Origin of the sequence: Terrabacter sp. BE26, from assembly GCF_041941675.1 — a bacterium.
Lineage (GTDB): Bacteria > Actinomycetota > Actinomycetes > Actinomycetales > Dermatophilaceae > Terrabacter.
In genome coordinates, this window is record NZ_CP090122.1 from 2,378,333 (window position 1) to 2,398,312 (window position 19,980).

A 19,980-nucleotide genomic window follows, 5' to 3' on the forward strand; every position below is an offset into this window, starting at 1 on the left:
ATCGCGGTCGGGCCGGCGGAGCCCGTCCGCACGACTGCCGGGGTGTGCCGCGGCGAGGGTGGTGCCGGCCTGCCCCCGCAGCACAGTAGGTTTCCCGGGGAAGTGGTCGTGAGGACCTCGCAGTCCGTAAGGGGATGGCATGTCAGACGCAGGCAAGACGGCTCTGTGGATCGTGGTGGCGATCGCCGTAATCGCAGTGATCATCTCGTTGTTCGTCTCCGCCGGGCGTCGCCGTGCGGCCGAGGCGCGGCGTTTCGAGGCCCGTGAGCAACGCGGCCGCGCCGCCGTCCCCGACGTCGAGCCGCGCGCCTCGCAGCAGCGCGGGGGCCAGCGGACCGTGGTCCCCACGCCGGCTGCTCCTGCGGCACAGACCGGTCCGGTGCAGCGCGAGGCTGAGCAGCGTGAAGCGGCCCAGCGTGAAGCGGCCCAGCGTGGGGCGGCCCAGCGTGAGGCGGAGGAGCGCGCTGCCGAGACCAGGCGGCGGGAGCAGGAGGCGGAGCAGCGCCGTCTCGTCGAGAGCCCCGGCGCGGGAGCCACGGCAGCCGGTGCCTCCGGGGTCGGGGCCGCCGCGGTCGGCGCCGCTGCCTTCACCCAGGAGGACGACGACGAGGACGACCTGGCCGACGCCGAGAACCCGTTCGCTGCGGGGCACGCGACGGCAGTGGGTACTGAGAGTGCAGAGACGCACCCAGAGGAGAGGTCCACGAGCGTGATCGAGAACCCCGCATCCGAGTCCGCGGACACGGCGGACGCCAGGTCCACCGGAAGCACCGTCTTCGACCCCGACACCGCCGAGACCGACGACACCACCGACGCCACCGAGACCAACGACACCACCGACTCCACCGACACGGTCGAAGGGTCCGAGGACGTCCACGCGGGGGACCCGATGTCCCAGGAGTCCGCTACGCCCCCGGTGGCGACCATCGACGAGCCGAAGAAGGTCGAGGTCCCGGCGCTCGCGGACCGCGACGACGTCATCCGCGAGGGCGGCACCCCGGCAGGAGACCCGGGCGACCACCGCGGCCAGCCCTGGGCGACCACGCCCGGTCAGCATGGCCCCGGCGACAGTGACGAGCCGGGCGACGAGGGCCTCGACGTCGACATGGCGCCGCACTCCCACGCCAGCGACGACGTGGACGAGACCGCCGAGGCGGTCAGCGCCGACGACGTCCCCCCGCGTCGCGAGGAGGCAGGGCCGACGCCCGACGCCGCTGCCGCAGCGTTCCCCGACGAGGACACCGCCACCGACGGCCGAGACTCCACGAACGCTGAGCACGACAGGACTGCCCAGCGGGACACGACCGGCGAGGACGTCACGTCCGGCGAGGACGTCACGTCCGGTGAGAGCGACGCTGGTGGGCAGCAGACGAGCACGCGGCGTACGTCCAGCTTCGACGAGGTCGTCGACGGGGGCTTCGGCCTCGGCTCGGCCGCGCCCATCGGCGACGGCGCCCAGCCGCTCGGCCACGCCGTCAAGGCCCAGCGCGACGGTCGGACCTTCGTGGCCCCCGGCGACGACGGTTACGACGAGGTCGAGCCGGACGTGTGGTTCTACAACGAGGACGCCGCCCGCCGAGCCGGCTTCGACCGCCAGGGGGAGTGACCCTGAGTGGGGGCCCGCGCCGCCGGGAAACCGTGGCGCGGGCACCCAAGCCGCGCAAATAGACTTGCCCGCATGGTCTCCCCGCTCGTCGCGCTCACGCCCAAGGTCCAGTCCGCGATCGCCGCCGCCCTCGGCGACGACTTCCGTGACGCCGACCCCGTGCTGCGCCCGTCGCAGTTCGCCGACGTGCAGGTCAACGCCGCGCTCGCGCTCGCCAAGAAGGTCGGTATGCCGCCGCGTGAGGTCGCGAGCAGGATCGTCGCGGCGCTCGACCTCGACGGCGTGTGCGACACCGTCGAGATCAGCGGCCCCGGCTTCATCAACCTGACCTTCGCCGACGCCTGGCTTGCTTCCCTGCTGCAGGAGGTCGAGGCCGACGAGCGCACCGGCGTGCCGCTGCAGCCCTCGGAGAACATCCCGATCGACTACTCCGCGCCCAACGTCGCCAAGGAGATGCACGTCGGGCACCTGCGCACGACGATCGTCGGCGACTCCCTGGCCCGCACGCTCGAGCACCTGGGCCACAACGTGATCCGCCAGAACCACATCGGCGACTGGGGCACCCCGTTCGGCATGCTCATCGAGCACCTGCTCGAGGTGGGCGAGGACTCGCCCGAGGCCGAGCTGCTCGCCTCCAACCCCAACGCCTTCTACCAGGCCGCCCGCACCAAGTTCGACACGGCCGAGAAGGCCGAGCCGCGCGGCAGCGCCGGCGACTTCGACGTCCGCTCGAGGGCGCGGGTCGTCATGCTGCAGGCCGGTGACCCGGAGACGCTCAAGCACTGGCACGACCTCGTCGGGATGTCCAAGGCCTACTTCAACAAGGTCTACTCGACCCTCGGCGTCACGCTGACCGACGAGGACCTGGCCGGCGAGTCCACCTACAACGACCACCTCGCGGCCATCTGCGACGAGCTCGAGCGCAAGGGCATCGCCACGATGTCCGACGGCGCCCTGTGCGTGTTCCTCGAGGGCTACACCGGTCGCGAGGGCAAGCCGGTGCCGCTGATCATCCGCAAGTCCGACGGTGGCTACAACTACGGCACCACCGACCTCGCCACGATCCGCTACCGCGTGTCCAGGCTCGGGGCCCACCGGCTGCTCTACGTGGTGGGTGCGCCGCAGGCCCTGCACTTCAGGATGGTCTGGGAGACCGCACGGCGGGCCGGCTGGCTGCCCGACGACGTCAAGCCGGTCCACGTGCAGATCGGCAACGTGCTGGGCGAGGACCGCAAGATCCTGCGCACCCGGTCCGGGGCGTCGCTGCGGCTCATGGCCCTCCTCGAGGAGGCCGTCGACAAGGCCCGGGCGCTCATCGACGCCAACCGGCCTGACCTCGACGAGTCGACGCGCGCGACCATCGCGCGGCAGATCGGCATCGGCGCGGTGAAGTATGCCGACCTGTCCGTCGCGCACGACAGCGAGTACGTCTTCGACCTCGACCGCATGGTCGCGCTCACCGGCAACACGGGTCCGTACCTCCAGTACGTCGTGGCGCGCATCCGGTCGATCTTCCGCCAGGTGGGTCTCGACCCGGCGGAGCAGCACGCTCCGCTGCTGCTCGGCGAGGCGGCAGAGCGCGCCCTCGGCGTGCACCTGCTCGGCTTCGGCGACGTCGTCGCCGAGGTGGGTGACACCTACGAGCCGCACCGGCTCGCGGCATACCTCTTCGAGCTGGCGCAGGCGTTCTCCGCCTTCTACGAGAACTGCCCCGTGCTCAAGGCCGAGCGCGACGACGTGAAGGAGTCGCGGCTCACGCTGAGCGCGCTCACCCTTCGCGTCATGACGGCCGGACTCGACATGCTGGGTCTGGAGTCGCCGGAGCAGATGTGATGCACCGGATGTGACCTCCGGGGCTGATCACCCCGTGAGGATGATGTGGGGCGAGTGCGGCCGGACGACGCTGGGCCGTGAGCAGGCCCGCTTGGTGGCTGCCCTACGAGAAAGGCGCCCCGACATGTCGTTCTGGGACATCATCTGGTTCATCTTCGTCTTCTTCGCCTTCACCGCCTACCTCATGGCCCTGTTCTGGATCCTGACCGACCTGTTCCGCGACAAGGAGCTCTCGGGGTGGATCAAGGCGATCTGGGTCGTGTGCCTCGTCCTGTTCCCGCTCCTCACGGCGCTCGTCTACCTGATCGTCCGCGGCCGGAGCATGAGCGAGCGCTCCGCGGAGCAGTACGCAGAGGCGCGCAAGGCCCAGGACGAGTACGTCCGCTCCGTCGCCGGCACGCCGGCCTCCGGTACGGAGCAGATCGCCAAGGCGAAGGAGCTGCTCGACTCCGGCGCGATCTCGCCCGACGAGTTCAGCGCGCTGAAGCAGAAGGCCCTGGCGGCCTGACCGGGGGTGCAGCCATGGCAGCCACACAGGTCACCAGCCTTCCGGACACGCGGTCGCGTGCCCAGCGTGTCCGGGAGGCCGCCGAACGCATGCCGCTCGGCTCACACGCGCAGCTGCCGTCGTGGGCCGGCCGGGACCCTCTCGCGATACTCGAGGAACAGGGGCGCAGCCGCGTGCCGGAGCTGTTGCCCGTCCGCTACGGCCGGATGCTGGCCTCGCCCTTCGCCTTCTACCGGGGGGCCGCGGCGGTGATGGCGGCCGACCTGGCTGCGGCCGGCAGCACCGGGCTCACGGCGCAGCTGTGCGGTGACGCGCACGTGTCGAACTTCGGGCTCTTCGGCACGCCGGAGCGCAAGCAGGTGTTCGACCTCAACGACTTCGACGAGACGTGGCCGGGCCCGTTCGAGTGGGACGTCAAGAGGCTGGCCGCCAGCCTCGAGATCGCCGGTCGCGAGACCGGGTTGCGCCGCAAGCAGCGGCGAGCGGTGACCGTGGGCACCGTGAGTGCCTACCGCCGGTCGATGGCCGAGTTCGCCGGGCAGTCGGCGCTGGAGGTCTGGTACGCACGCGCCGAGCTGCAGCCCGGGTTGCCGCGGCTGCAGAAGGAGCTGCCCAAGTCCGCGAGGGAGGCGGCGATGAAGGTCGTCGGCAAGTCGCGCGGCCGGGACGCCGCCCACGCCGTGGCGAAGCTGACCCGGTCGGAGTTCGGCCAGCGGCGTTTCGTCAGCGACCCGCCGATCCTCGTGCCGGTGCGCGAGCTCGCGCCCGAGCTCGCGGAGGACCTGACGACGCTGCTCGGCCGGCTGCTCGAGCTCTACCGCAGCAGCCTGCAGCCTGACCGGCGCGTCCTCGTGGACCGCTACCAGGTCGTCGACATGGCGCGGAAGGCGGTCGGGGTCGGCTCCGTCGGGACGCGCGCCTGGCTCCTGCTCCTGGCCGACGAGCTGGGCAACCCGCTGCTGCTGCAGGCCAAGGAGGCGGCCGAGTCGGTCCTGGCCCCGCACCTGCCGTCGCCGCCGCTGGACAACCAGGGCCGCCGGGTCGTCGAGGGCCAGCGGCTCATGCAGGCGAGCAGCGACATCCTGCTGGGCTGGCAGCGGGTCGCGGGTATCGACGGCGTCGCGCGGGACTTCTACGTGCGCCAGTTCCGCGACTGGAAGGGCGGCTTCGAGATCGAGACCCTCGACGCCGCCACGATGGCGCGCCTCGGCGAGGTGTGCGCCTGGACCTTGGCGCGCGCCCACGCGCGCTCGGGCGACCCTCGCGACATCGCCATCTACCTCGAGACCCCCCCGGGTCCGACGGAGGCCGGCGGCACCGGGGCAGACGCAGGCGCCGCCTTCGACGAGGCGGTCGCGGACTTCGCGGTCGCGTACGCCGACCAGAACGAGCGCGACCACGCGGAGCTGGCGGCGGCGGTGGAGGCCGGACGGTTGTCCGCCGTCCACGACGTCTGAGCCGCCCGTCGGCCGCCGAGCCACACCGACCCACCGCCTCGAGCCGCTCCCGCTCGAGGCGGTGCGTCATGCAGTGCACCTCGAAGCCGTGGCGGGTGCCCACGATCAGAGATTCTCGGGCTGTCCGGGCGTCATTTGTGTGACGTGCCGGGCAGAGGCGCGCATACCTGCCGGTCGTGCCCTAGGTTCTGGAACCAGTGCCCCAGCCCTGAGTGCGAAGGACCCAGCGTGCAGATCGGTGTGCCCCGTGAGACCCGTGCTCGTGAGACTCGCGTCGCCGCGACGCCCAAGACCGTCGAGCAGCTCGTCGGCCTCGGCTACGACGTCGTGGTGGAGGCTGGAGCCGGCGAGGCGGCCAGCTTCTCCGACGAGGCGTATGCCGTCGCCGGTGCGCGCGTGGTCACCACCGGCGAGGCGTGGGGCGCGGAGGTCGTCCACAAGGTCAACGCGCCAACGGACGAGGAGATCTCGTGGCTGCCGCCCGGGACCGTCCTCGTCTGCCTCCTGGCGCCCGCGCTCAACCCCGAGCTCGTCGAGAGGCTGCGCGCGGCCGGGGTGACCGCGATGGCCATGGACGCCGTGCCGCGGATCTCTCGTGCCCAGTCCCTCGACGTCCTGTCCTCGATGGCCAACATCGCCGGGTACCGCGCCGTCGTCGAGGCCGCACACCGGTTCGGGTCGTTCTTCACGGGACAGGTGACGGCCGCCGGCAAGGTGCCCCCTGCCAAGGTCCTGGTCGCGGGCGCCGGGGTGGCGGGCCTCGCAGCGATCGGGACGGCGCGGTCCCTCGGCGCCATCGTGCGTGCGACCGATGCGCGCGCCGAGGTTGCCGAGCAGGTCGAGTCCATGGGGGCGGACTTCCTGGCGGTGCAGATGCCGGAGGTCGACGACGCCGCCTCGTCGAGCGACGGCTACGCCCGGGAGATGGGCGAGGAGTACAACCGTCGGGCGGCGGAGCTCTACGCCGCCCAGGCAACCGACGTCGACATCGTCGTCACGACGGCGCTCATCCCGGGTCGCCCCGCCCCGCGCCTCATCACCGCCGAGATGGTGGCCTCGATGAAGCCGGGGTCGGTGGTCGTCGACATGGCCGCCGCCAACGGTGGGAACGTCGAGGGCTCCGTCGCCGACGAGGTGGTCGTCACGGGCAACGGCGTGACGATCATCGGCTTCACCGACCTGGCCGCGCGGCTGCCGACGCAGGCGTCCCAGCTCTACGGCACGAACCTCGTCAACCTGATGAAGCTCCTGACGCCCGGCAAGGACGGCCGGCTCGTGCTCGACTTCGACGACGTCGTCCAGCGCAACATGACCGTCGCCCGGGACGGGGAGCTGCTCTGGCCCCCGCCCGCGATCCAGGTCAGCGCGGCACCCGTGGCCAAGCAGCCGGCATACGGCACGGAGGTCGTCAAGGAGCCGCCACGACCACGCGACCCCCGCCGGAGGTACGTCGGGATGGCGGTCGGCGCGGCAGTGTTCGCAGCCGTCGCAGCGGTCTCGCCGACCAGCTTCCTGGGCCACTTCACGGTCTTCGCGCTCGCCGTCGTCATCGGCTACTACGTCATCGGGAACGTGCACCACGCCCTGCACACCCCGCTCATGTCGGTGACCAACGCCATCAGCGGCATCATCGTGGTGGGCGCGCTGCTCCAGCTCGGCGGCGCGCGCACGTCGGTGAGCTCCGACGTGGTGATCGTCGTGCTGGCCTTCGTGGCCACCCTGATCGCGAGCATCAACATCTTCGGTGGCTTCACCGTGACCCGGCGCATGCTCACGATGTTCAGGAAGGGCTGAGCCGTGACCGACGTCAGCACCTCGCTCATCCAGGCCGCCTACATCGTGGCGGCGCTGCTGTTCATCATGTCGCTCGCCGGCCTGTCGAAGCACGAGACCGCCAGGGACGGCAACGTCCTCGGCATGGTGGGCATGGGCCTGGCCCTCGTCGCCACGCTGTGGCTCTCGCTGCGCAACGCTCCCTGGGGCAACGTCGTCGCCGTCTTCGTCGCCATGGCGATCGGCGACGCGATCGGCATCTGGCGCGCGCGCCGGGTCGAGATGACCGGCATGCCCGAGCTCATCGCCATGCTCCACTCCTTCGTCGGCGCGGCAGCAGTGCTCGTAGGGCTCAACACCTTCCTCGCGTCGGGCGGCGCCGGTGACTCGGTGCACCTCGTCGAGATCTTCCTCGGTGTCTTCATCGGCGCCGTCACCTTCACCGGCTCGATCGTCGCGTTCCTCAAGCTGTCGGCGCGCATCTCGAGCAGGCCGCTGATGCTGCCGGCCAGGCACTGGCTCAACCTGGCCGCGCTCGTGGTGTCGGCCGGCCTGCTCGTCTGGTTCGTGGCGGGCCACTCGCTGGTGCCGCTGCTCGTCATGACGGCGATCGCGCTGGCCTTCGGCTGGCACCTCGTCGCCTCCATCGGCGGCGGCGACATGCCGGTCGTCGTGTCGATGCTCAACAGCTACTCCGGGTGGGCGGCGGCTGCCGCCGGCTTCATGCTGGGCAACGACCTCCTGATCGTCACCGGTGCCCTCGTCGGCTCCTCCGGTGCCTACCTCTCGTACATCATGTGCAAGGCGATGAACCGCTCGTTCGTCTCGGTCATCGCCGGGGGGTTCGGGTCGGACGGTGCCGTGTCCGACCCGGACGTCGACTACGGCGACCACCGGGAGACCAATGCCGCGGAGGTCGCGGACCTGTTGAAGGACGCCTCGTCCGTCGTCATCACTCCCGGCTACGGCATGGCGGTGGCGCAGGCGCAGTACCCGGTTGCCGACCTCACCTCGAAGCTGCGCGAGCGTGGGGTCGAGGTGCGGTTCGGCATCCACCCGGTGGCGGGCCGGCTCCCCGGCCACATGAACGTGCTGCTGGCCGAGGCGAAGGTGCCCTACGACATCGTGCTCGAGATGGACGAGATCAACGACGACTTCCCCGACACCGACGTCGTGCTCGTCATCGGCGCGAACGACACGGTCAACCCCGCCGCGGCGGAGGACCCGACCTCGCCGATCGCCGGCATGCCCGTCCTCGAGGTGTGGAAGGCCAGGGAGGTCGTCGTCTTCAAGCGCTCGATGGCCGCAGGCTACGCGGGCGTGCAGAACCCGCTCTTCTTCCGCGAGAACTCGGCCATGCTCTTCGGAGACGCCAAGGAACGCGTCGAGGACATCATCAAGGCCCTCTGACCGCCGCCGCGGCCGCCCCCACCCGCACCGGAGACCCGCCCGCTGCTCGGAACCTGCTCCGTTTTGGGGAGCAGGTTCCGAGCGGCGTGGGAATTGGTGCGCGTGTTCGCGTATCGGATGCTGCTCCGTTCTGGGGAGCAGTTGCCGAGTGGCATGGGGACTGTCCGAGGGCGGTGGCACCATCAGCGGACACGGGGAGGTGACGCGGATGAAGTGGGGCGAACGGGACGGACCGCAGCGACGGTGACCAGGTTGTGGGGAGCGGGGTCTTCGACGGGGCCCGGTTCATCGTCCGTGCCAGGCGGATGGCCGACCTCACCGGCGCTTTCCGGGCCACCTGGATGCCAGGCCACCTCGGGAAGCGCCCGCGGACCGGGTCGACTCCCGTCGGGGAGGGCCGCCTGCCCGCGGGTGGTACTACCAGCGCCCGGCGCGCGCCTACCGCCGTGAACACCAGGGAGTCCCGCTGGACCATCCCACCGAGAGCGGACTGCGTGACGACAGGCAGCTCGCTCGCGAGCGGGCCCTCGCCGCGGCGCTGACTCGTCAGCAGGTGGTCCCCGATCCCGAATGCGCGTGCCTCGACGCCTGCTTCGAGCGTGCCTGCCTCGCTGCCTGCCCGTGCCAGTGCGAGCCCGATCGACGTCTAGGCCCCCGCGAGTCACAGCCTCAGGAGCCGGTCTGATCGCGGGCCCACCTCGAGCCCTGCACGCGTACAGCCCCGCCCGTGTGCTCACGGGCGGGGCTGTACGGCTGGTCGCTCCAGCTCAGTGTTCGCCGACCACCTCGGGGGCCTCCTGCGCTCGAGCCTCGTCGATGCCCCTCGCGACGTTGCTGTGCGACCGGGAGTAGGTGAAGTAGATGAGAAACCCCACCGCCATCCACACGACGAACCGGATCCAGGTCTCGACCGAGAGGTTGAGCACCAGGTAGAAGCAGGCCAGCGCCGAGAGCCACGGGACGACCGGGTTGCCCGGCACTCGGAACGAGCGCTTGAGGTCGGGACGGCGCTTGCGCAGGATCGGCACGGCGAGCGAGACCAGCATGAACGCCGTCAGCGTGCCGATGTTCACCATCTCCTCGAGCTTGCCGATCGGCGTCAGCGATGCGATCAGGGCGACGACGGTCCCGATGATGAGCGTGAGCCTCACCGGCGTGCCGGTCCTGGCGTTGGTGCGCCCCAGTCCCTGCGGGATGAGGTTGTCGCGGCTCATCGCGAAGGTCACTCGGGTCGCACCGATCAGCAGCGTCATCACGACGGTGGTCAGGCCGGCGACAGCGCCGGCGGAGATGAGGGTCGCGAAGCCGTCCTTGCCCACCTGGGTGAACGCCGTGGCCAGTGCCGCCTTCGGGTCGATGTCCTTGTAGTTCTGCATCCCCGTGATCACGAGGGTCACGGCGACGTAGAGGACCGTGCAGATGGCGAGCGAGCCGAGGATGCCACGGGGCAGGTCGCGCTGCGGGTTGCGCGCCTCCTCCGCCGTGGTGGCGACGACGTCGAACCCGATGTAGGCGAAGAACACGATCGCGGCGCCGGCCATGATGCCCATGACCCCGTAGGTGGAGGGCGTCATGCCGCTGATCAGCTGGATGAGCGGCGTGGTGAGTCCCTCGGCGGCCTTGCCGGGCTGGCTCGGCGGGATGAACGGCGACCAGTTCGCGGTGTTGATGTAGGCGATCCCCGCGAAGATCACGAACAGCACGATGAAGAGCTTGACGCCCACGAGCACGAGGTTGACCCGCATCGACTCCTTGATGCCCTTGGCGATGAGCAGGGTCAGGATGGCGACGAGCAGGAAAGCGGGGAGGTCGAAGTGCGAGCCCGGACCGACGGCATCGGGCCATTTGAACCCGAGTTGTCCCAGGAAGGTCACGAGGTACTGCGACCACCCCTGTGCCACCACACTCGCTCCCAGCATCAGCTCCAGGAGCAGGTCCCAGCCGATGATCCAGGCGATGAGCTCACCGAGCGTGGCGTAGGAGAAGGTGTAGGCCGACCCGGAGATCGGCACCGTCGAGGCGAACTCGGCGTAGCACAGCGCGGCGAGGCCGCAGACAATCGCGCCGACGACGAACGACAGCGCGATGGAGGGGCCGGCGTAGTCCTTGGCCGCCCTTCCGGTCAGCGTGAAGATACCGGCGCCGATGATGACCCCGATGCCGAAGACGGTCAGGTCCAGAGCACTGAGCGTTCTCTTCAGCTTGTGGTCGGCGTCGTCGGCCGAAGCCATCGTCGCCTCGATCGACTTGGTGCGGAACACACTCATGCGGACCTCCGGACAGGTCGGGTGACGGGCGGATCATCACAAACTAGCGGTGAGCGTCATCGACGGCGACCCCCTGGCCGTCAGTCGACCGTCAGTCGTCGGATCGCCGGCTGTCCCGGGAGGGCCAGATGGGACCGGTGTCGGCGCTGCGACGGCGCCGCTTGAGGTCCTCGCTCTCGTAGACAGTCTCGGGCCGTTCCTCGGCCCGTCGGGGCTGTCGCGCAGCCGGCCGCTGGATCGGCATCGCCCGGGAGTAGGAGTCGAGCCGGTCGGACGTGGCGTTGTGGACGGCATCGACGTCGGGGAACCCGCTGTCGAGCTCGCCCAGCTCCTGGAAGTCCTCGTCACCGGGAGGCGGGACGATGTGGAAGATCTCGGCGCAGATGTCCCGGTAGGTCCGGTCGGGGTTGGGGACCCACTTGACCTCGCGCAGGGCCTGGTCCTGACCGGCGCTCTCGAGCACGAACTTGCCGTAGCCGAGGAACTGGCCCGGGATGGAACGGACGTAGCTCATGTCGGTCACCTTGAGCAGCGGCATCATCGCGACCTTGTGGGTGACGAGCCCGTAGCGCAGGAGCAACCGCTTGTCGGTGGCCACGAACCAGTTGTGGCTCCAGTCGACGAGGCACCAGACGAGGCGGCCGAGCACCGCGAGGAAGAGCCACCAGAACGCGGTGCCGACCATCTCGGTGGCCTTGGTGACGTTGGAGTCGACCCAGATCGCGGCGACGAAGGCGAGCGTCGTGGTCGCGACGGGTTCGGCGAGCTTCACCCAGTGCGCACGGACGGCGGTGACGAGCCGTTCGCCCGGGAGCAGGATCGGGGCCAGTCCCGCCGGGACCTCCGTGCTCCGAAGCAGCGCCATGGGATCAGTCTGCTCGTGTCACCGGTTGAGCAGCGAGTTGAAGAACCGCAGGATCGCGTTGAAACCGTCGACGAGAAGACTGCCGATGGTGTGCACGAGGTCTGCGGCCTTGGTCGGGTTGGTGAACACGGCATACACGAAGAACGCGAGCACGAGGATCAGCACGATCTTCTTGAGCTTGGGGCCCATGGTGTGTCGCTCCTTGGAGGGAAGGTGCTGGCGCTGCCCTGACAGCCCCACGGCACAGGGGTGCACCCAGTGTGCCGTATGGGGCCTTTGTGACCGGGACGCGGGGCAGCGTGTCCCGAGCCGGCCGAGGATGCGTCAGAGCCCGCCGTCACGGCGCAGCTATCCTCCTCGCGTGTCCCGAACGCCGACGTATGCCGCCGCGCTGCGTGCCGCCCTGGCCCGCGTCGTGCGCGGGGTCGACGAGCGGGACCTGGCCCGGGCCACCGAGGCGCTCGTGTCTCGCTACCGCAGCGTGAGTCCGGCCTCGACGCCGATTCTCGCCTCCGACGTCCATGTCGCCGCGTACGCCGCCTACCGGATGCCGGCGACGCACGAGGCGCTGTCCAGGGCACTGGAGACGGTGGCGGGCCGCGGGCTGCAGCCGCGCTCCCTGCTCGACCTCGGGGGCGGCACGGGCGCAGCGGCCTGGGCGGCGGTCGGCGCCTTCCCGTCGCTCGAGTCGATCACCGTCCTGGACCAGGTGGAAGCCGCGTTGGCCCTTGGGCGCGAGCTCGTCACGGATGCGCCCTCGCCGGCGCTCGCCGGTTCGACGTTCGCGCGTGCGCGGGCCGGTGCCTGGCCCGACGCCGATGCCGACCTCGTCACGGTGTCGTACGTCCTCAGCGAGCTCGATGAGCGCCAGCAGGAAGCGTTGGTGGCCGATGCCATGCACCGCGGGCGCGCGGTGGTCGTGGTCGAACCCGGCACCCCTGACGGCTACGGGCGGGTGATCCGGGTCCGGTCTGCGCTCATCGCCGCCGGCTGGTCCCTGATCGGGCCCTGCCCACACGAGGCGGAATGCCCTCTGCAGCAGACCGACTGGTGCCACTTCGCCGCACGGGTCAACCGGTCTGCGGAGCACCGGCGGATCAAGGGTGCCGAACTGTCCTACGAGGACGAGAAGTTCTCGTGGATCGCCGCGGCCGCGCCCGGGGTGCTGGACTCAACCGCAGCACAGGCGTATTCGGGCCGAATCATCCGGCATCCCTTGAAGCGCAAGGGACTCGTGGAGTTCCAGGTCTGCCGACCCGATGGCACCGCCGGTCGGGAGGTCATCTCGAAGAAGGCGGGGGAGCGCTACCGAAGGGCACGCGACGCCGAGTGGGGCGACGCGCTGCCCTGAGCGGACGGCATACGCAATCGGTCAGACGACGCCGTAGAGGCGGTCACCGGCGTCGCCGAGGCCGGGGACGATGTAGCCCTTCTCGTTGAGCTTCTCGTCGATGGTGCCGAGCACGACCTTGACGGGGATGTCGCTCTCGGACAGCTCCTCCTCGAGGTGCTTGATGCCCTCGGGGGCGGCGAGGAGGCAGACGGCCGTGATGTCGCGAGCGCCCTTGGCCGTCAGGTAGTCGATCGCCATGACGAGCGTGCCGCCGGTGGCGAGCATGGGGTCGAGGATGAAGACCTGGCGCCCCGTGAGGTCGTCGGGCAGGCGGTTGGCGTACGTCGAGACCTCGAGGGTCTCCTCGTTGCGGATCATGCCGAGGAAGCCGACCTCGGCGCTCGGCAGGAGCTTGACCATGCCGTCGAGCATGCCGAGGCCCGCGCGCAGGATCGGCACGATGATCGGCTTCGGGTTGGACAGCTTGATGCCCGTGGTGGGGGCGACCGGCGTCTCGATCTCGAACGGCTCGACGCGGACGTCGCGCGTCGCCTCGTAGGCGAGCAGCGTCACCAGCTCCTCGGCGAGGCGCCGGAACGTCGGGCTGTCGGTCCGCTTGTCGCGCAGGTAGGTCAGCTTGTGGGCGATGAGCGGGTGGTCTGCGACATGGACGTCCATGGGTGGAAACTTAGCGCGTGGCCAGAGGATCCGAGACGTCCCGCAGAAGCTCCGCCCCCTCGCCGGAGACGTATGCCGCCTGGATGGGGGAGGCGCTCGAGCTCGCTGCCGCGACGGTCGGTTCGCAGGACGTACCCGTCGGGGCTCTCGTCGTCGACCCGGACGGCACCGTCCTGGGGCGCGGGCGCAACGTGCGCGAGGAGGACGGCGACCCGACCGGGCACGCGGAGGTCGCCGCGCTCCGGGAGGCCTCCCGGGCGCTGGGCTCGTGGCGGCTGGAGGGGTGCACCCTGGTGGTGACCCTGGAGCCGTGCGTCATGTGCGCCGGCGCGGCCATGGCGGCGCGGCTCGACCGCATCGTCTTCGGGGCCTGGGACCCCAAGGCCGGCGCCTGCGGCTCGGTGTGGGACCTGACGCGTGACCCGCTCGCGACGCACAACGTCGACGTGGTCGGGGGAGTGCGCGCCGAGGAGTCCGCGGCCCTCCTGGTCGATTTCTTCGAGGGCCGTCGCCTCCGGTAGGGTCTTTCCCGGTGGCGTGTCCGAGCGGCCAAAGGAGCACGCCTCGAAAGCGTGTGTGGGGGTAACTCCACCGTGGGTTCAAATCCCACCGCCACCGCCAGTCACTTGCAGGAACGCCGGTCTGAGCCGAAAGCTCGGGCCGGCGTTTCTCGTGGTGGTCTCAATCGTGGTTCGCGCACAGCGGCGGCTGCGTGGCAGGCATCGAGGCGTGGCGCGGTCCATGCTGCACACCACACGGGATGGTTCTTCGGGATGCAGGGGGCCCCTGACCGCTGAGCCCGCGGATCCGCCGGGTCTTCGGGACGCGCACCCTCCCGGCGAGGGCGACGGGATCACCTGCAAACCTCACGTCCTTGCCACGGGCGCCTCCTTCGCCATTGGGCGCAGGTCCGGCGCCCGCTCGGACCTGCGTGCCAGCGCCGTTCTCGGAGCGCGAGGTCAGGACATCAGGATCTTCCTGACGTGAGGCTCTGCGGCGTGCGCGCCGGCGCCCATGAAGGCCTGTTGGACGATCTCGTGCACCCGGTCTGTGGCCAGCAGGTCATTGCCCATGACTTCGTGCTCAGCCGGCCCCGGACGAAAGACGATGACGTTGCTCCCGGTCCGGCGAAGGGCGTTGACCTCCTGGCGCGCCAGGCGGGCGGAGTGCCATCTGGAGGCACCGTAGAGGTCAAGCGGCAGACCCGACGGCCCAGACATGGGCGAGATCACCACGACCAGGTCGAGCTGGAGCTCGCGCAGGATGGCGGCGTTGGTGGGGGAATGCGAACCGCCGTCGATGTAGCTCTCCCGGCCGATGGTCACCGGCGCGAAGTACCCCGGAAGGGCACACGAGGCGGCGACGGCCAGGTGCAGCGGCGCGTCGGGGCTGCCGGGTCTGCCGAAGACGACCCGTCTGGCATCGCCCCGTCGCACGGTGCACACCCAGAGGGGCCGCTCCGGCCAGGACTGGCCCTCCACCTCCTGAAGCACCCTCAGCTGCTCCACGACGTCGTGGTCCCCGGGGCCCAGGAGAGCAAGGGCGGCCACCCGGGGACGAAAGCGCGTCGGGCGGACCGCGGCATGGAGCAGCATCTGCCATCCCGGCAGGTCCGGACGGCGGCGAAGCACCTCCAGCGGGCGGAAGGGCGGGAACTGCGGCAGGTCCGTCCCTGCGATGCGGTGCAGCACCCGTCCTTCGGCGGACAGGGGCGCGTGAACCGTCCACGCTGCCAGCTCCGCGGCCGGGATGCCGGCGCGCAGCAGCATGCCTGTGATGGACCCGGCCGAGGTCCCGACGATGACGTCGGCCTTCCGGGGGTCCCAGCCGAGGTCGTGCTCGAGCATGGCCAGGACGCCTGCGTGGTACGCCTGCCCAACGACGCCTCCTGCGCCCAGGACGAGGCCGATGCCACCCATGCCCTCAATCGTGACCCGGATGCCGACTGGGGGACAGGGGGCTGCGCGCGAGGCTGGTCTCACCTCTGGTCTCATTCGGGACCCCCGGAGTCGCTCAGAAGCGTTCGCCCGCAGAAACGCCGGTCTGAGCCGAGAAGCTCGGGTCGGCGGGTCTCGTGGTGGCCTCATTCGTGGTTCACGCCCGCGGTCAGGCGTCCGGCGAGCTGCGAGCTCGCGACCGCTCGGCCCCGGTCGCCGGTCGTGCTGCTCCGCCAGCCATGGGGGCAGCTACCTCGGGACCTTCGTCCCTAGGCCCGGCGTCCTCGCCTCGGCAAGGCTCGTCCCTTGACCAGCAGGGAGCGGGCGATGGGTGAGAGAGCCGTGAGCCGGCGCGAGCCGCACATGAACCAGCCACCCGCGGCGCTCGGGCCCCTGCCAGGTCGCGCTGTGTGGCCCGGCACGGTCACTGCACAGGGACCCAGTTCACGTTGCCCACGAAATGGAGAACGGATGCCCCACGGATCCGACCGCCATGCCTTCCTCGACTGGCTTGACCAGGGCGAGTCGTTGCCGACCAGGCTGGCCAGAGACGAGTCGTCCATGGTGGAGGGCCTGCTCGGCTGCCAAGACACGTTGCCCGGGATCTACTGTTCGCAGCTCGGTCTGCCTCAGGGCTCGAGCTACGCCGAAGCAGCCCGTGGCTTCGTCCAACGGTATCGGCGGGCAGCATCGCCTCGACGGCCGGGGACTGCCGGCCCAGTAGGGTGGCGATCATCTCAACATGGGCGGTGACGTGCTCGGCGTCGGGTTCAGCGATCGTGGGGACCCAGGGGCGCCGACCGCGGGCTGAAGGCCCTGGCGAGACCCACCGAACGCACCCGCGTGCGCCTCATCGCCCCATGCGGAGCCTGGTGTCGGCGGCCTCGATGATCCGCTGGATGTGCAGGCCATGGTTGACGTCGAGTGCGTGGGCCTCGCCGGTCCGTGCGGCGTTGGCGAACTCGGCGAACATGGTGGCGTAGTCGGCCCTGCGCTCGGCGTCGGAGCAGTCGAGCGAGGTCTTGCCGTCTGCCCCGACGAACTCGAACACAGCCTCGTCGTGGTCGATCGTGCTGCTCGACCCCAGCGTCGACTCGGAGGGCCCGACCAGGTGGTGCTCCAGCTTCAGGGTGACCCAGGCGTTCTCGTCGTCCTCGGCGTCCACGTCGACGACCGTTCCTATGGCCGCGTCGAGGAGGTCCGCGACGTGCGGGCCGACATCGAAGAGAAGGCCACGTTCATTTCGCCACCGGTTGGCCTGGGCAGGCTGGTCCCTCTGCACCTTGACGACCCGGCCGCCACCGCCTCGGGGTCGTCGGTCGTCGGAACCGTGTGCCTGGAGGAACCGCTGGACCTCCGCGGTGTACCGCCACGTGAAGGCGACCTGAGAGACGACGCCGGCGGCGACCACCGTCTCGGTCAGCTGCTCGGCGTCAGCGAGGTCCCACGCGATCGGCACCTCCAGCAGCACGCTCTTCCCGGCCCGAGCGGCGATGCCAGCGAGCTCACCTTGGACGGCCGGTGGGACGGCGAAGCAGACCGCCTCACACGCGTCGAGCAGATCCTCGAAAGCGGCGAACACCGAGCCGCCGAACCGCTTGGTGAGCTCCTCCGCAGCGAGGGGCCGGCGCGTCCACACGCCCACGAACTCGAGGTCCGGCGACGCGGCGAGGGCAGACGCATGGACCTCGGCTCGCCTTCCCGCTCCCACCAGACCCGTCTTCACCGCCACCCCTTGAGGCTAGGAGCGAGGACCCGGGCCGGCAACCCCTGGTCGGGTGACGGCGGGACCGCTGGTGCACGAACAGAGCTGTAGGGCGCCCTGTGCATGCTGGGTAGGTCAGCGGTGAGGAGCGCTGGATTCGATGGCGGCCTGCTCGCATGAGGTGCCCGTCTGGTTGTCCTTGAGCAGTGCGGTCACGTCCGTGCCCTGCTTGGTCGCGACCGCGCCCAACAGGCGGCACATGGCTTGGACCTCTTGTCTGGTGGCCAGCTCGGAGGTGTCGCTGACGGCTTTTTGGTTTGCCGCGTTGTTGGCGGCGTCCTGTGCGCTGCTCGCCGCCGAGCAGGAGGCGAACATGGTGATGAGCAGGATGATGATGATCCCGGTCGACAGCCGCGCCGGGGTCGGGTTTCGCGAGAGCGAGTTGGCGCTGGCAGGCGAGTTCGATGGTGTGGTCATGGCGTCCCCAATGGTGGTTGGAAGCCGCGGAACGGCCGCGCTCAGGCGTCAGAGTAGGCGGCGATGGGCCTCAAATGGCGCCGTTCCCTGAGCGGGGGCTGCGACCAGCCAGGTTCACGAGTCCCGAGGATCAGCAGATGAGAAGACCGGGTGGTCGGGCAGATGATCGCGCGATGGGTTTGGGGGCGTCGGGGTGCGCCTCTCGTGGGTGACAAGGGTGGCAGCGAGGGCGATGGTGAGGCCGACGACGGTCTCGAGGGCGCGCTGAGCCAGGAGAGTGCCGATCGAGGCGGGCAGCATGAGGTCGCCGAGCACGAGGGCCATCGGCGTGAAGAAGACCAGGCCGAGGCTGTAGTTGCGCCCGGTGGTCAGCTCGGTGCACGCCTGGAGCGCGGCGATCACGATGATCGCGACATAGCCTGCGGGGTGGGCGGCCAGGACGAGGGCTGCGACGCCGAGGCCGGCCGCGGTGCCGATCACCCGCTGGGCGGCGCGCGTGAGGCGGGCGTGCAGGTCGGGTGCGGACATGGGGACGGACGCGGTGACGAAGGTCCAGTAGGGGTGGCCGATGCCGCTGGTCGCGACCGCGAGGCCCGCGGCGCCGATGCCGAGCACGTAGCGGACGACGTGGCGGCCCACCGGGTCGGATGGGCGCAGATCGCGCCACGCCAGCCGATGCGGCACCGGTTCGCCACCGTCGCGGGCGCCGCGCCCCGGGAGGGCGAGCAGCAGTGCGAAGCCGGCCGCGCCAGCCGCAGCGAGGACAGCTGCGGGCACCGTGCTCAGCGGGATCGGGACCGTGGCCGAGGCGGTGAGGGCGAAGACCGGGTTGAGTGCCCCGGCCGGATGCCATCGGCCCCGCTCGGCGAGCAGTACCGCGATGCCGGCCCAGGCGGCCCCGATCGGGACGAGCAGCCACAGTCGGAACGGGGAGGTCGCCACCAGGGCGCCGATGACCACGCCGACCACCAGCACTGCGCTCGCCTGCGCCTGCATGGCCAGGCGTACGCGAGCCGGCTCGTGTCGGCCGTACAGGGCGGCGAAGGCGCCGATCGCCGCATAGAGCAGCAGCTCGCCGCGACCAGACGCCCAGCAAGCCACCAACGGCACGAAGATCGCCAGGCTTGCGCGCAGGGCGGTCCAATGGGCACCGGCGTGGGGGCCCAGGTCGAAGACCGCCGCCCACCAGGACCGGGGCGGGGTGGCCTGAGTCATTTTTCGCTCCGAGATGCTACATAAGTGAAGTAGCCACTAGGATACTACAGTCCTGAACTATCATCGTGCCTGACGTGACGATGCCATGGGACGGGAGGATTCGGGTGAACCAGGACGTGGACGGCATACCCCCTGTCGGCGACGGCGACGTCGTGGACCGCATGCAGCGCGAGTGGGCCCGCCTGCGCCCAGACCTGAGCTTCACCAGCCTCGGGGTGATCCACCGGGTGCTGCGCGCTTCGCGCCTCATCCTCGAAGCCAGCGACGCCTTCCTTGCGGGCTACGGGCTCACCCGCGGTGAGTTGGACGTGCTGTCTGCTCTGCGCCGCTCGGACGAACCCCTGAGCCCGACCTCGTTGTCCCAGATGCTGTTGGCACCACGCTCTGCGATCACCATGCGGCTGAACGCCCTCCAGGCTCGGGGACTGCTGAGCCGGTCGGCGAACCCGACCGACGGCCGCTCGTCCCTGCTCGTCCTCACCGACTCGGGGGCGGCGCTCGTGGACGAGGTGGTTCCCGCGCAGCTCGCCTTCGAAGATGCCCTGCTCGCCGAAGCCCCGCCCGGGGCCATTGAGGACCTGGCCGGCCGTCTGCGCGCACTGACCTCGGTCTGGGAGCAAGGGCGCGGCCACCAAGCCGGCGCCAGCAAGCACCGGCGCGAGGGGGGGCCCCAGCCCGACGGATGAGCGCAGCGACAGGCGCGCCGGATGAACATCCCCCGGCGCTGCTCGGTCGCCATCGTCCGTCAAGCCGGGGCTAGGCTCGCCGACGCTCGTGTTGCGCTTTCGCCCGTTTCGACCGTTTCTGCAAGGTTGCCGCAATTTACCCATTGTTGACGATTGGATGACCATTTTGTGTGGAAACATCCGGCGTGGGTGGTCTCAACCGAGGCCACGAGCTGAGCCGCACCGTCGCG

At 70.3% G+C, this 19,980-nt stretch carries 17 protein-coding genes and 1 tRNA gene; 10 read left to right on the plus strand and 8 right to left on the minus strand.

Annotated elements, in window-relative coordinates:
- The first annotated feature begins 139 nt into the window (after positions 1–139).
- The 6 genes from LQK93_RS11000 (at position 140) to pntB (ending at position 8,587) form a co-directional block, all read left to right on the plus strand.
- Positions 140–1,606, plus strand: a complete 1,467-nt coding sequence (locus LQK93_RS11000) for a hypothetical protein (RefSeq protein ID WP_374967833.1) — start codon at positions 140–142, stop codon at positions 1,604–1,606.
- Positions 1,607–1,678: 72 nt separating this feature from the next.
- The gene (gene argS, locus LQK93_RS11005; RefSeq protein ID WP_374967834.1) at positions 1,679–3,439 is read left to right on the plus strand and encodes an arginine--tRNA ligase; all 1,761 of its coding nucleotides are present in this window, start codon (positions 1,679–1,681) and stop codon (positions 3,437–3,439) included.
- 124 nt (positions 3,440–3,563) lie between these two features.
- On the plus strand, positions 3,564–3,947 hold the full coding sequence (locus tag LQK93_RS11010) for an SHOCT domain-containing protein (protein WP_374967835.1): 384 nt from the start codon (positions 3,564–3,566) through the stop codon (positions 3,945–3,947).
- Positions 3,948–3,961: 14 nt separating this feature from the next.
- A complete protein-coding gene (locus LQK93_RS11015) occupies positions 3,962–5,404 on the plus strand; it encodes a DUF2252 domain-containing protein (protein WP_374967836.1) in 1,443 nt (480 codons plus the stop codon).
- 228 nt (positions 5,405–5,632) lie between these two features.
- A complete protein-coding gene (locus LQK93_RS11020; RefSeq protein WP_374967837.1) occupies positions 5,633–7,198 on the plus strand; it encodes a Re/Si-specific NAD(P)(+) transhydrogenase subunit alpha in 1,566 nt (521 codons plus the stop codon).
- A gap of 66 nt (positions 7,199–7,264) precedes the next feature.
- On the plus strand, positions 7,265–8,587 hold the full coding sequence (gene pntB, locus LQK93_RS11025) for a Re/Si-specific NAD(P)(+) transhydrogenase subunit beta (RefSeq protein WP_374971486.1): 1,323 nt from the start codon (positions 7,265–7,267) through the stop codon (positions 8,585–8,587).
- A 767-nt stretch (positions 8,588–9,354) separates the two neighbouring features.
- Here pntB and LQK93_RS11030 read toward each other — a convergent pair.
- From LQK93_RS11030 to LQK93_RS11040, 3 genes are all read right to left on the minus strand, one after another.
- Positions 9,355–10,854: an APC family permease gene (locus LQK93_RS11030; protein ID WP_374967838.1), complete on the minus strand. Its 1,500-nt coding sequence runs from the start codon at positions 10,852–10,854 to the stop codon at positions 9,355–9,357.
- 91 nt (positions 10,855–10,945) lie between these two features.
- Positions 10,946–11,719 (minus strand): PH domain-containing protein, encoded by a 774-nt coding sequence (locus LQK93_RS11035; RefSeq protein ID WP_374967839.1) that lies wholly within the window; start codon positions 11,717–11,719, stop codon positions 10,946–10,948.
- 18 nt (positions 11,720–11,737) lie between these two features.
- Positions 11,738–11,908 carry a hypothetical protein gene (locus LQK93_RS11040; RefSeq protein ID WP_374967840.1) on the minus strand — a complete coding sequence of 57 codons (171 nt, stop codon included), beginning with the start codon at positions 11,906–11,908 and terminating at the stop codon, positions 11,738–11,740.
- 172 nt (positions 11,909–12,080) lie between these two features.
- On the opposite strand from LQK93_RS11040, the gene LQK93_RS11045 reads away from it, so the two are divergent.
- Positions 12,081–13,070, plus strand: coding sequence for a small ribosomal subunit Rsm22 family protein (locus LQK93_RS11045; RefSeq protein WP_374967841.1), 990 nt, complete (start codon positions 12,081–12,083; stop codon positions 13,068–13,070).
- A 21-nt stretch (positions 13,071–13,091) separates the two neighbouring features.
- Here LQK93_RS11045 and upp read toward each other — a convergent pair whose 3' ends face one another.
- Positions 13,092–13,730, minus strand: coding sequence for a uracil phosphoribosyltransferase (gene upp, locus LQK93_RS11050; protein ID WP_374967842.1), 639 nt, complete (start codon positions 13,728–13,730; stop codon positions 13,092–13,094).
- A gap of 17 nt (positions 13,731–13,747) precedes the next feature.
- Between upp and LQK93_RS11055 the strand changes: the two genes are divergently transcribed.
- Positions 13,748–14,251 (plus strand): nucleoside deaminase, encoded by a 504-nt coding sequence (locus LQK93_RS11055; protein WP_374967843.1) that lies wholly within the window; start codon positions 13,748–13,750, stop codon positions 14,249–14,251.
- Positions 14,252–14,261: 10 nt separating this feature from the next.
- Positions 14,262–14,351, plus strand: a tRNA-Ser gene (locus LQK93_RS11060).
- A 338-nt stretch (positions 14,352–14,689) separates the two neighbouring features.
- On the opposite strand, the gene LQK93_RS11065 is transcribed toward LQK93_RS11060, so the two are convergent.
- The 4 genes from LQK93_RS11065 to LQK93_RS11080 all read right to left on the minus strand — a co-directional run bounded on the left by LQK93_RS11065 (position 14,690) and on the right by LQK93_RS11080 (position 19,064).
- A complete protein-coding gene (locus LQK93_RS11065; protein ID WP_374967844.1) occupies positions 14,690–15,649 on the minus strand; it encodes a patatin-like phospholipase family protein in 960 nt (319 codons plus the stop codon).
- 868 nt (positions 15,650–16,517) lie between these two features.
- Entirely contained in the window at positions 16,518–17,399 is an 882-nt protein-coding gene (locus LQK93_RS11070; RefSeq protein ID WP_374967845.1) for a Gfo/Idh/MocA family protein, read from the minus strand.
- 108 nt (positions 17,400–17,507) lie between these two features.
- Entirely contained in the window at positions 17,508–17,849 is a 342-nt protein-coding gene (locus LQK93_RS11075) for a hypothetical protein (protein ID WP_374967846.1), read from the minus strand.
- Between the two features lie 114 nt (positions 17,850–17,963).
- Positions 17,964–19,064, minus strand: a complete 1,101-nt coding sequence (locus LQK93_RS11080) for an FUSC family protein (protein ID WP_374967847.1) — start codon at positions 19,062–19,064, stop codon at positions 17,964–17,966.
- Between the two features lie 104 nt (positions 19,065–19,168).
- Here LQK93_RS11080 and LQK93_RS11085 point away from each other — a divergent pair, with 104 nt between their 5' ends.
- A complete protein-coding gene (locus tag LQK93_RS11085) occupies positions 19,169–19,750 on the plus strand; it encodes a MarR family winged helix-turn-helix transcriptional regulator (protein ID WP_374967848.1) in 582 nt (193 codons plus the stop codon).
- Positions 19,751–19,980 lie beyond the last annotated feature (230 nt).

Coding starts and splice junctions, on each gene's coding strand:
- LQK93_RS11000 (WP_374967833.1), top strand. CDS start 140: ATGTCAGACGCAGGCAAGACGGCTCTGTGGATCGTGGTGGCGATCGCC.
- argS (WP_374967834.1), top strand. CDS start 1,679: ATGGTCTCCCCGCTCGTCGCGCTCACGCCCAAGGTCCAGTCCGCGATC.
- LQK93_RS11010 (WP_374967835.1), top strand. CDS start 3,564: ATGTCGTTCTGGGACATCATCTGGTTCATCTTCGTCTTCTTCGCCTTC.
- LQK93_RS11015 (WP_374967836.1), top strand. CDS start 3,962: ATGGCAGCCACACAGGTCACCAGCCTTCCGGACACGCGGTCGCGTGCC.
- pntB (WP_374971486.1), top strand. CDS start 7,265: ATGTCGCTCGCCGGCCTGTCGAAGCACGAGACCGCCAGGGACGGCAAC.
- LQK93_RS11030 (WP_374967838.1), bottom strand. CDS start 10,854: ATGAGTGTGTTCCGCACCAAGTCGATCGAGGCGACGATGGCTTCGGCC.
- LQK93_RS11035 (WP_374967839.1), bottom strand. CDS start 11,719: ATGGCGCTGCTTCGGAGCACGGAGGTCCCGGCGGGACTGGCCCCGATC.
- LQK93_RS11040 (WP_374967840.1), bottom strand. CDS start 11,908: ATGGGCCCCAAGCTCAAGAAGATCGTGCTGATCCTCGTGCTCGCGTTC.
- upp (WP_374967842.1), bottom strand. CDS start 13,730: ATGGACGTCCATGTCGCAGACCACCCGCTCATCGCCCACAAGCTGACC.
- LQK93_RS11065 (WP_374967844.1), bottom strand. CDS start 15,649: ATGGGTGGCATCGGCCTCGTCCTGGGCGCAGGAGGCGTCGTTGGGCAG.
- LQK93_RS11075 (WP_374967846.1), bottom strand. CDS start 17,849: ATGACCACACCATCGAACTCGCCTGCCAGCGCCAACTCGCTCTCGCGA.
- LQK93_RS11080 (WP_374967847.1), bottom strand. CDS start 19,064: ATGACTCAGGCCACCCCGCCCCGGTCCTGGTGGGCGGCGGTCTTCGAC.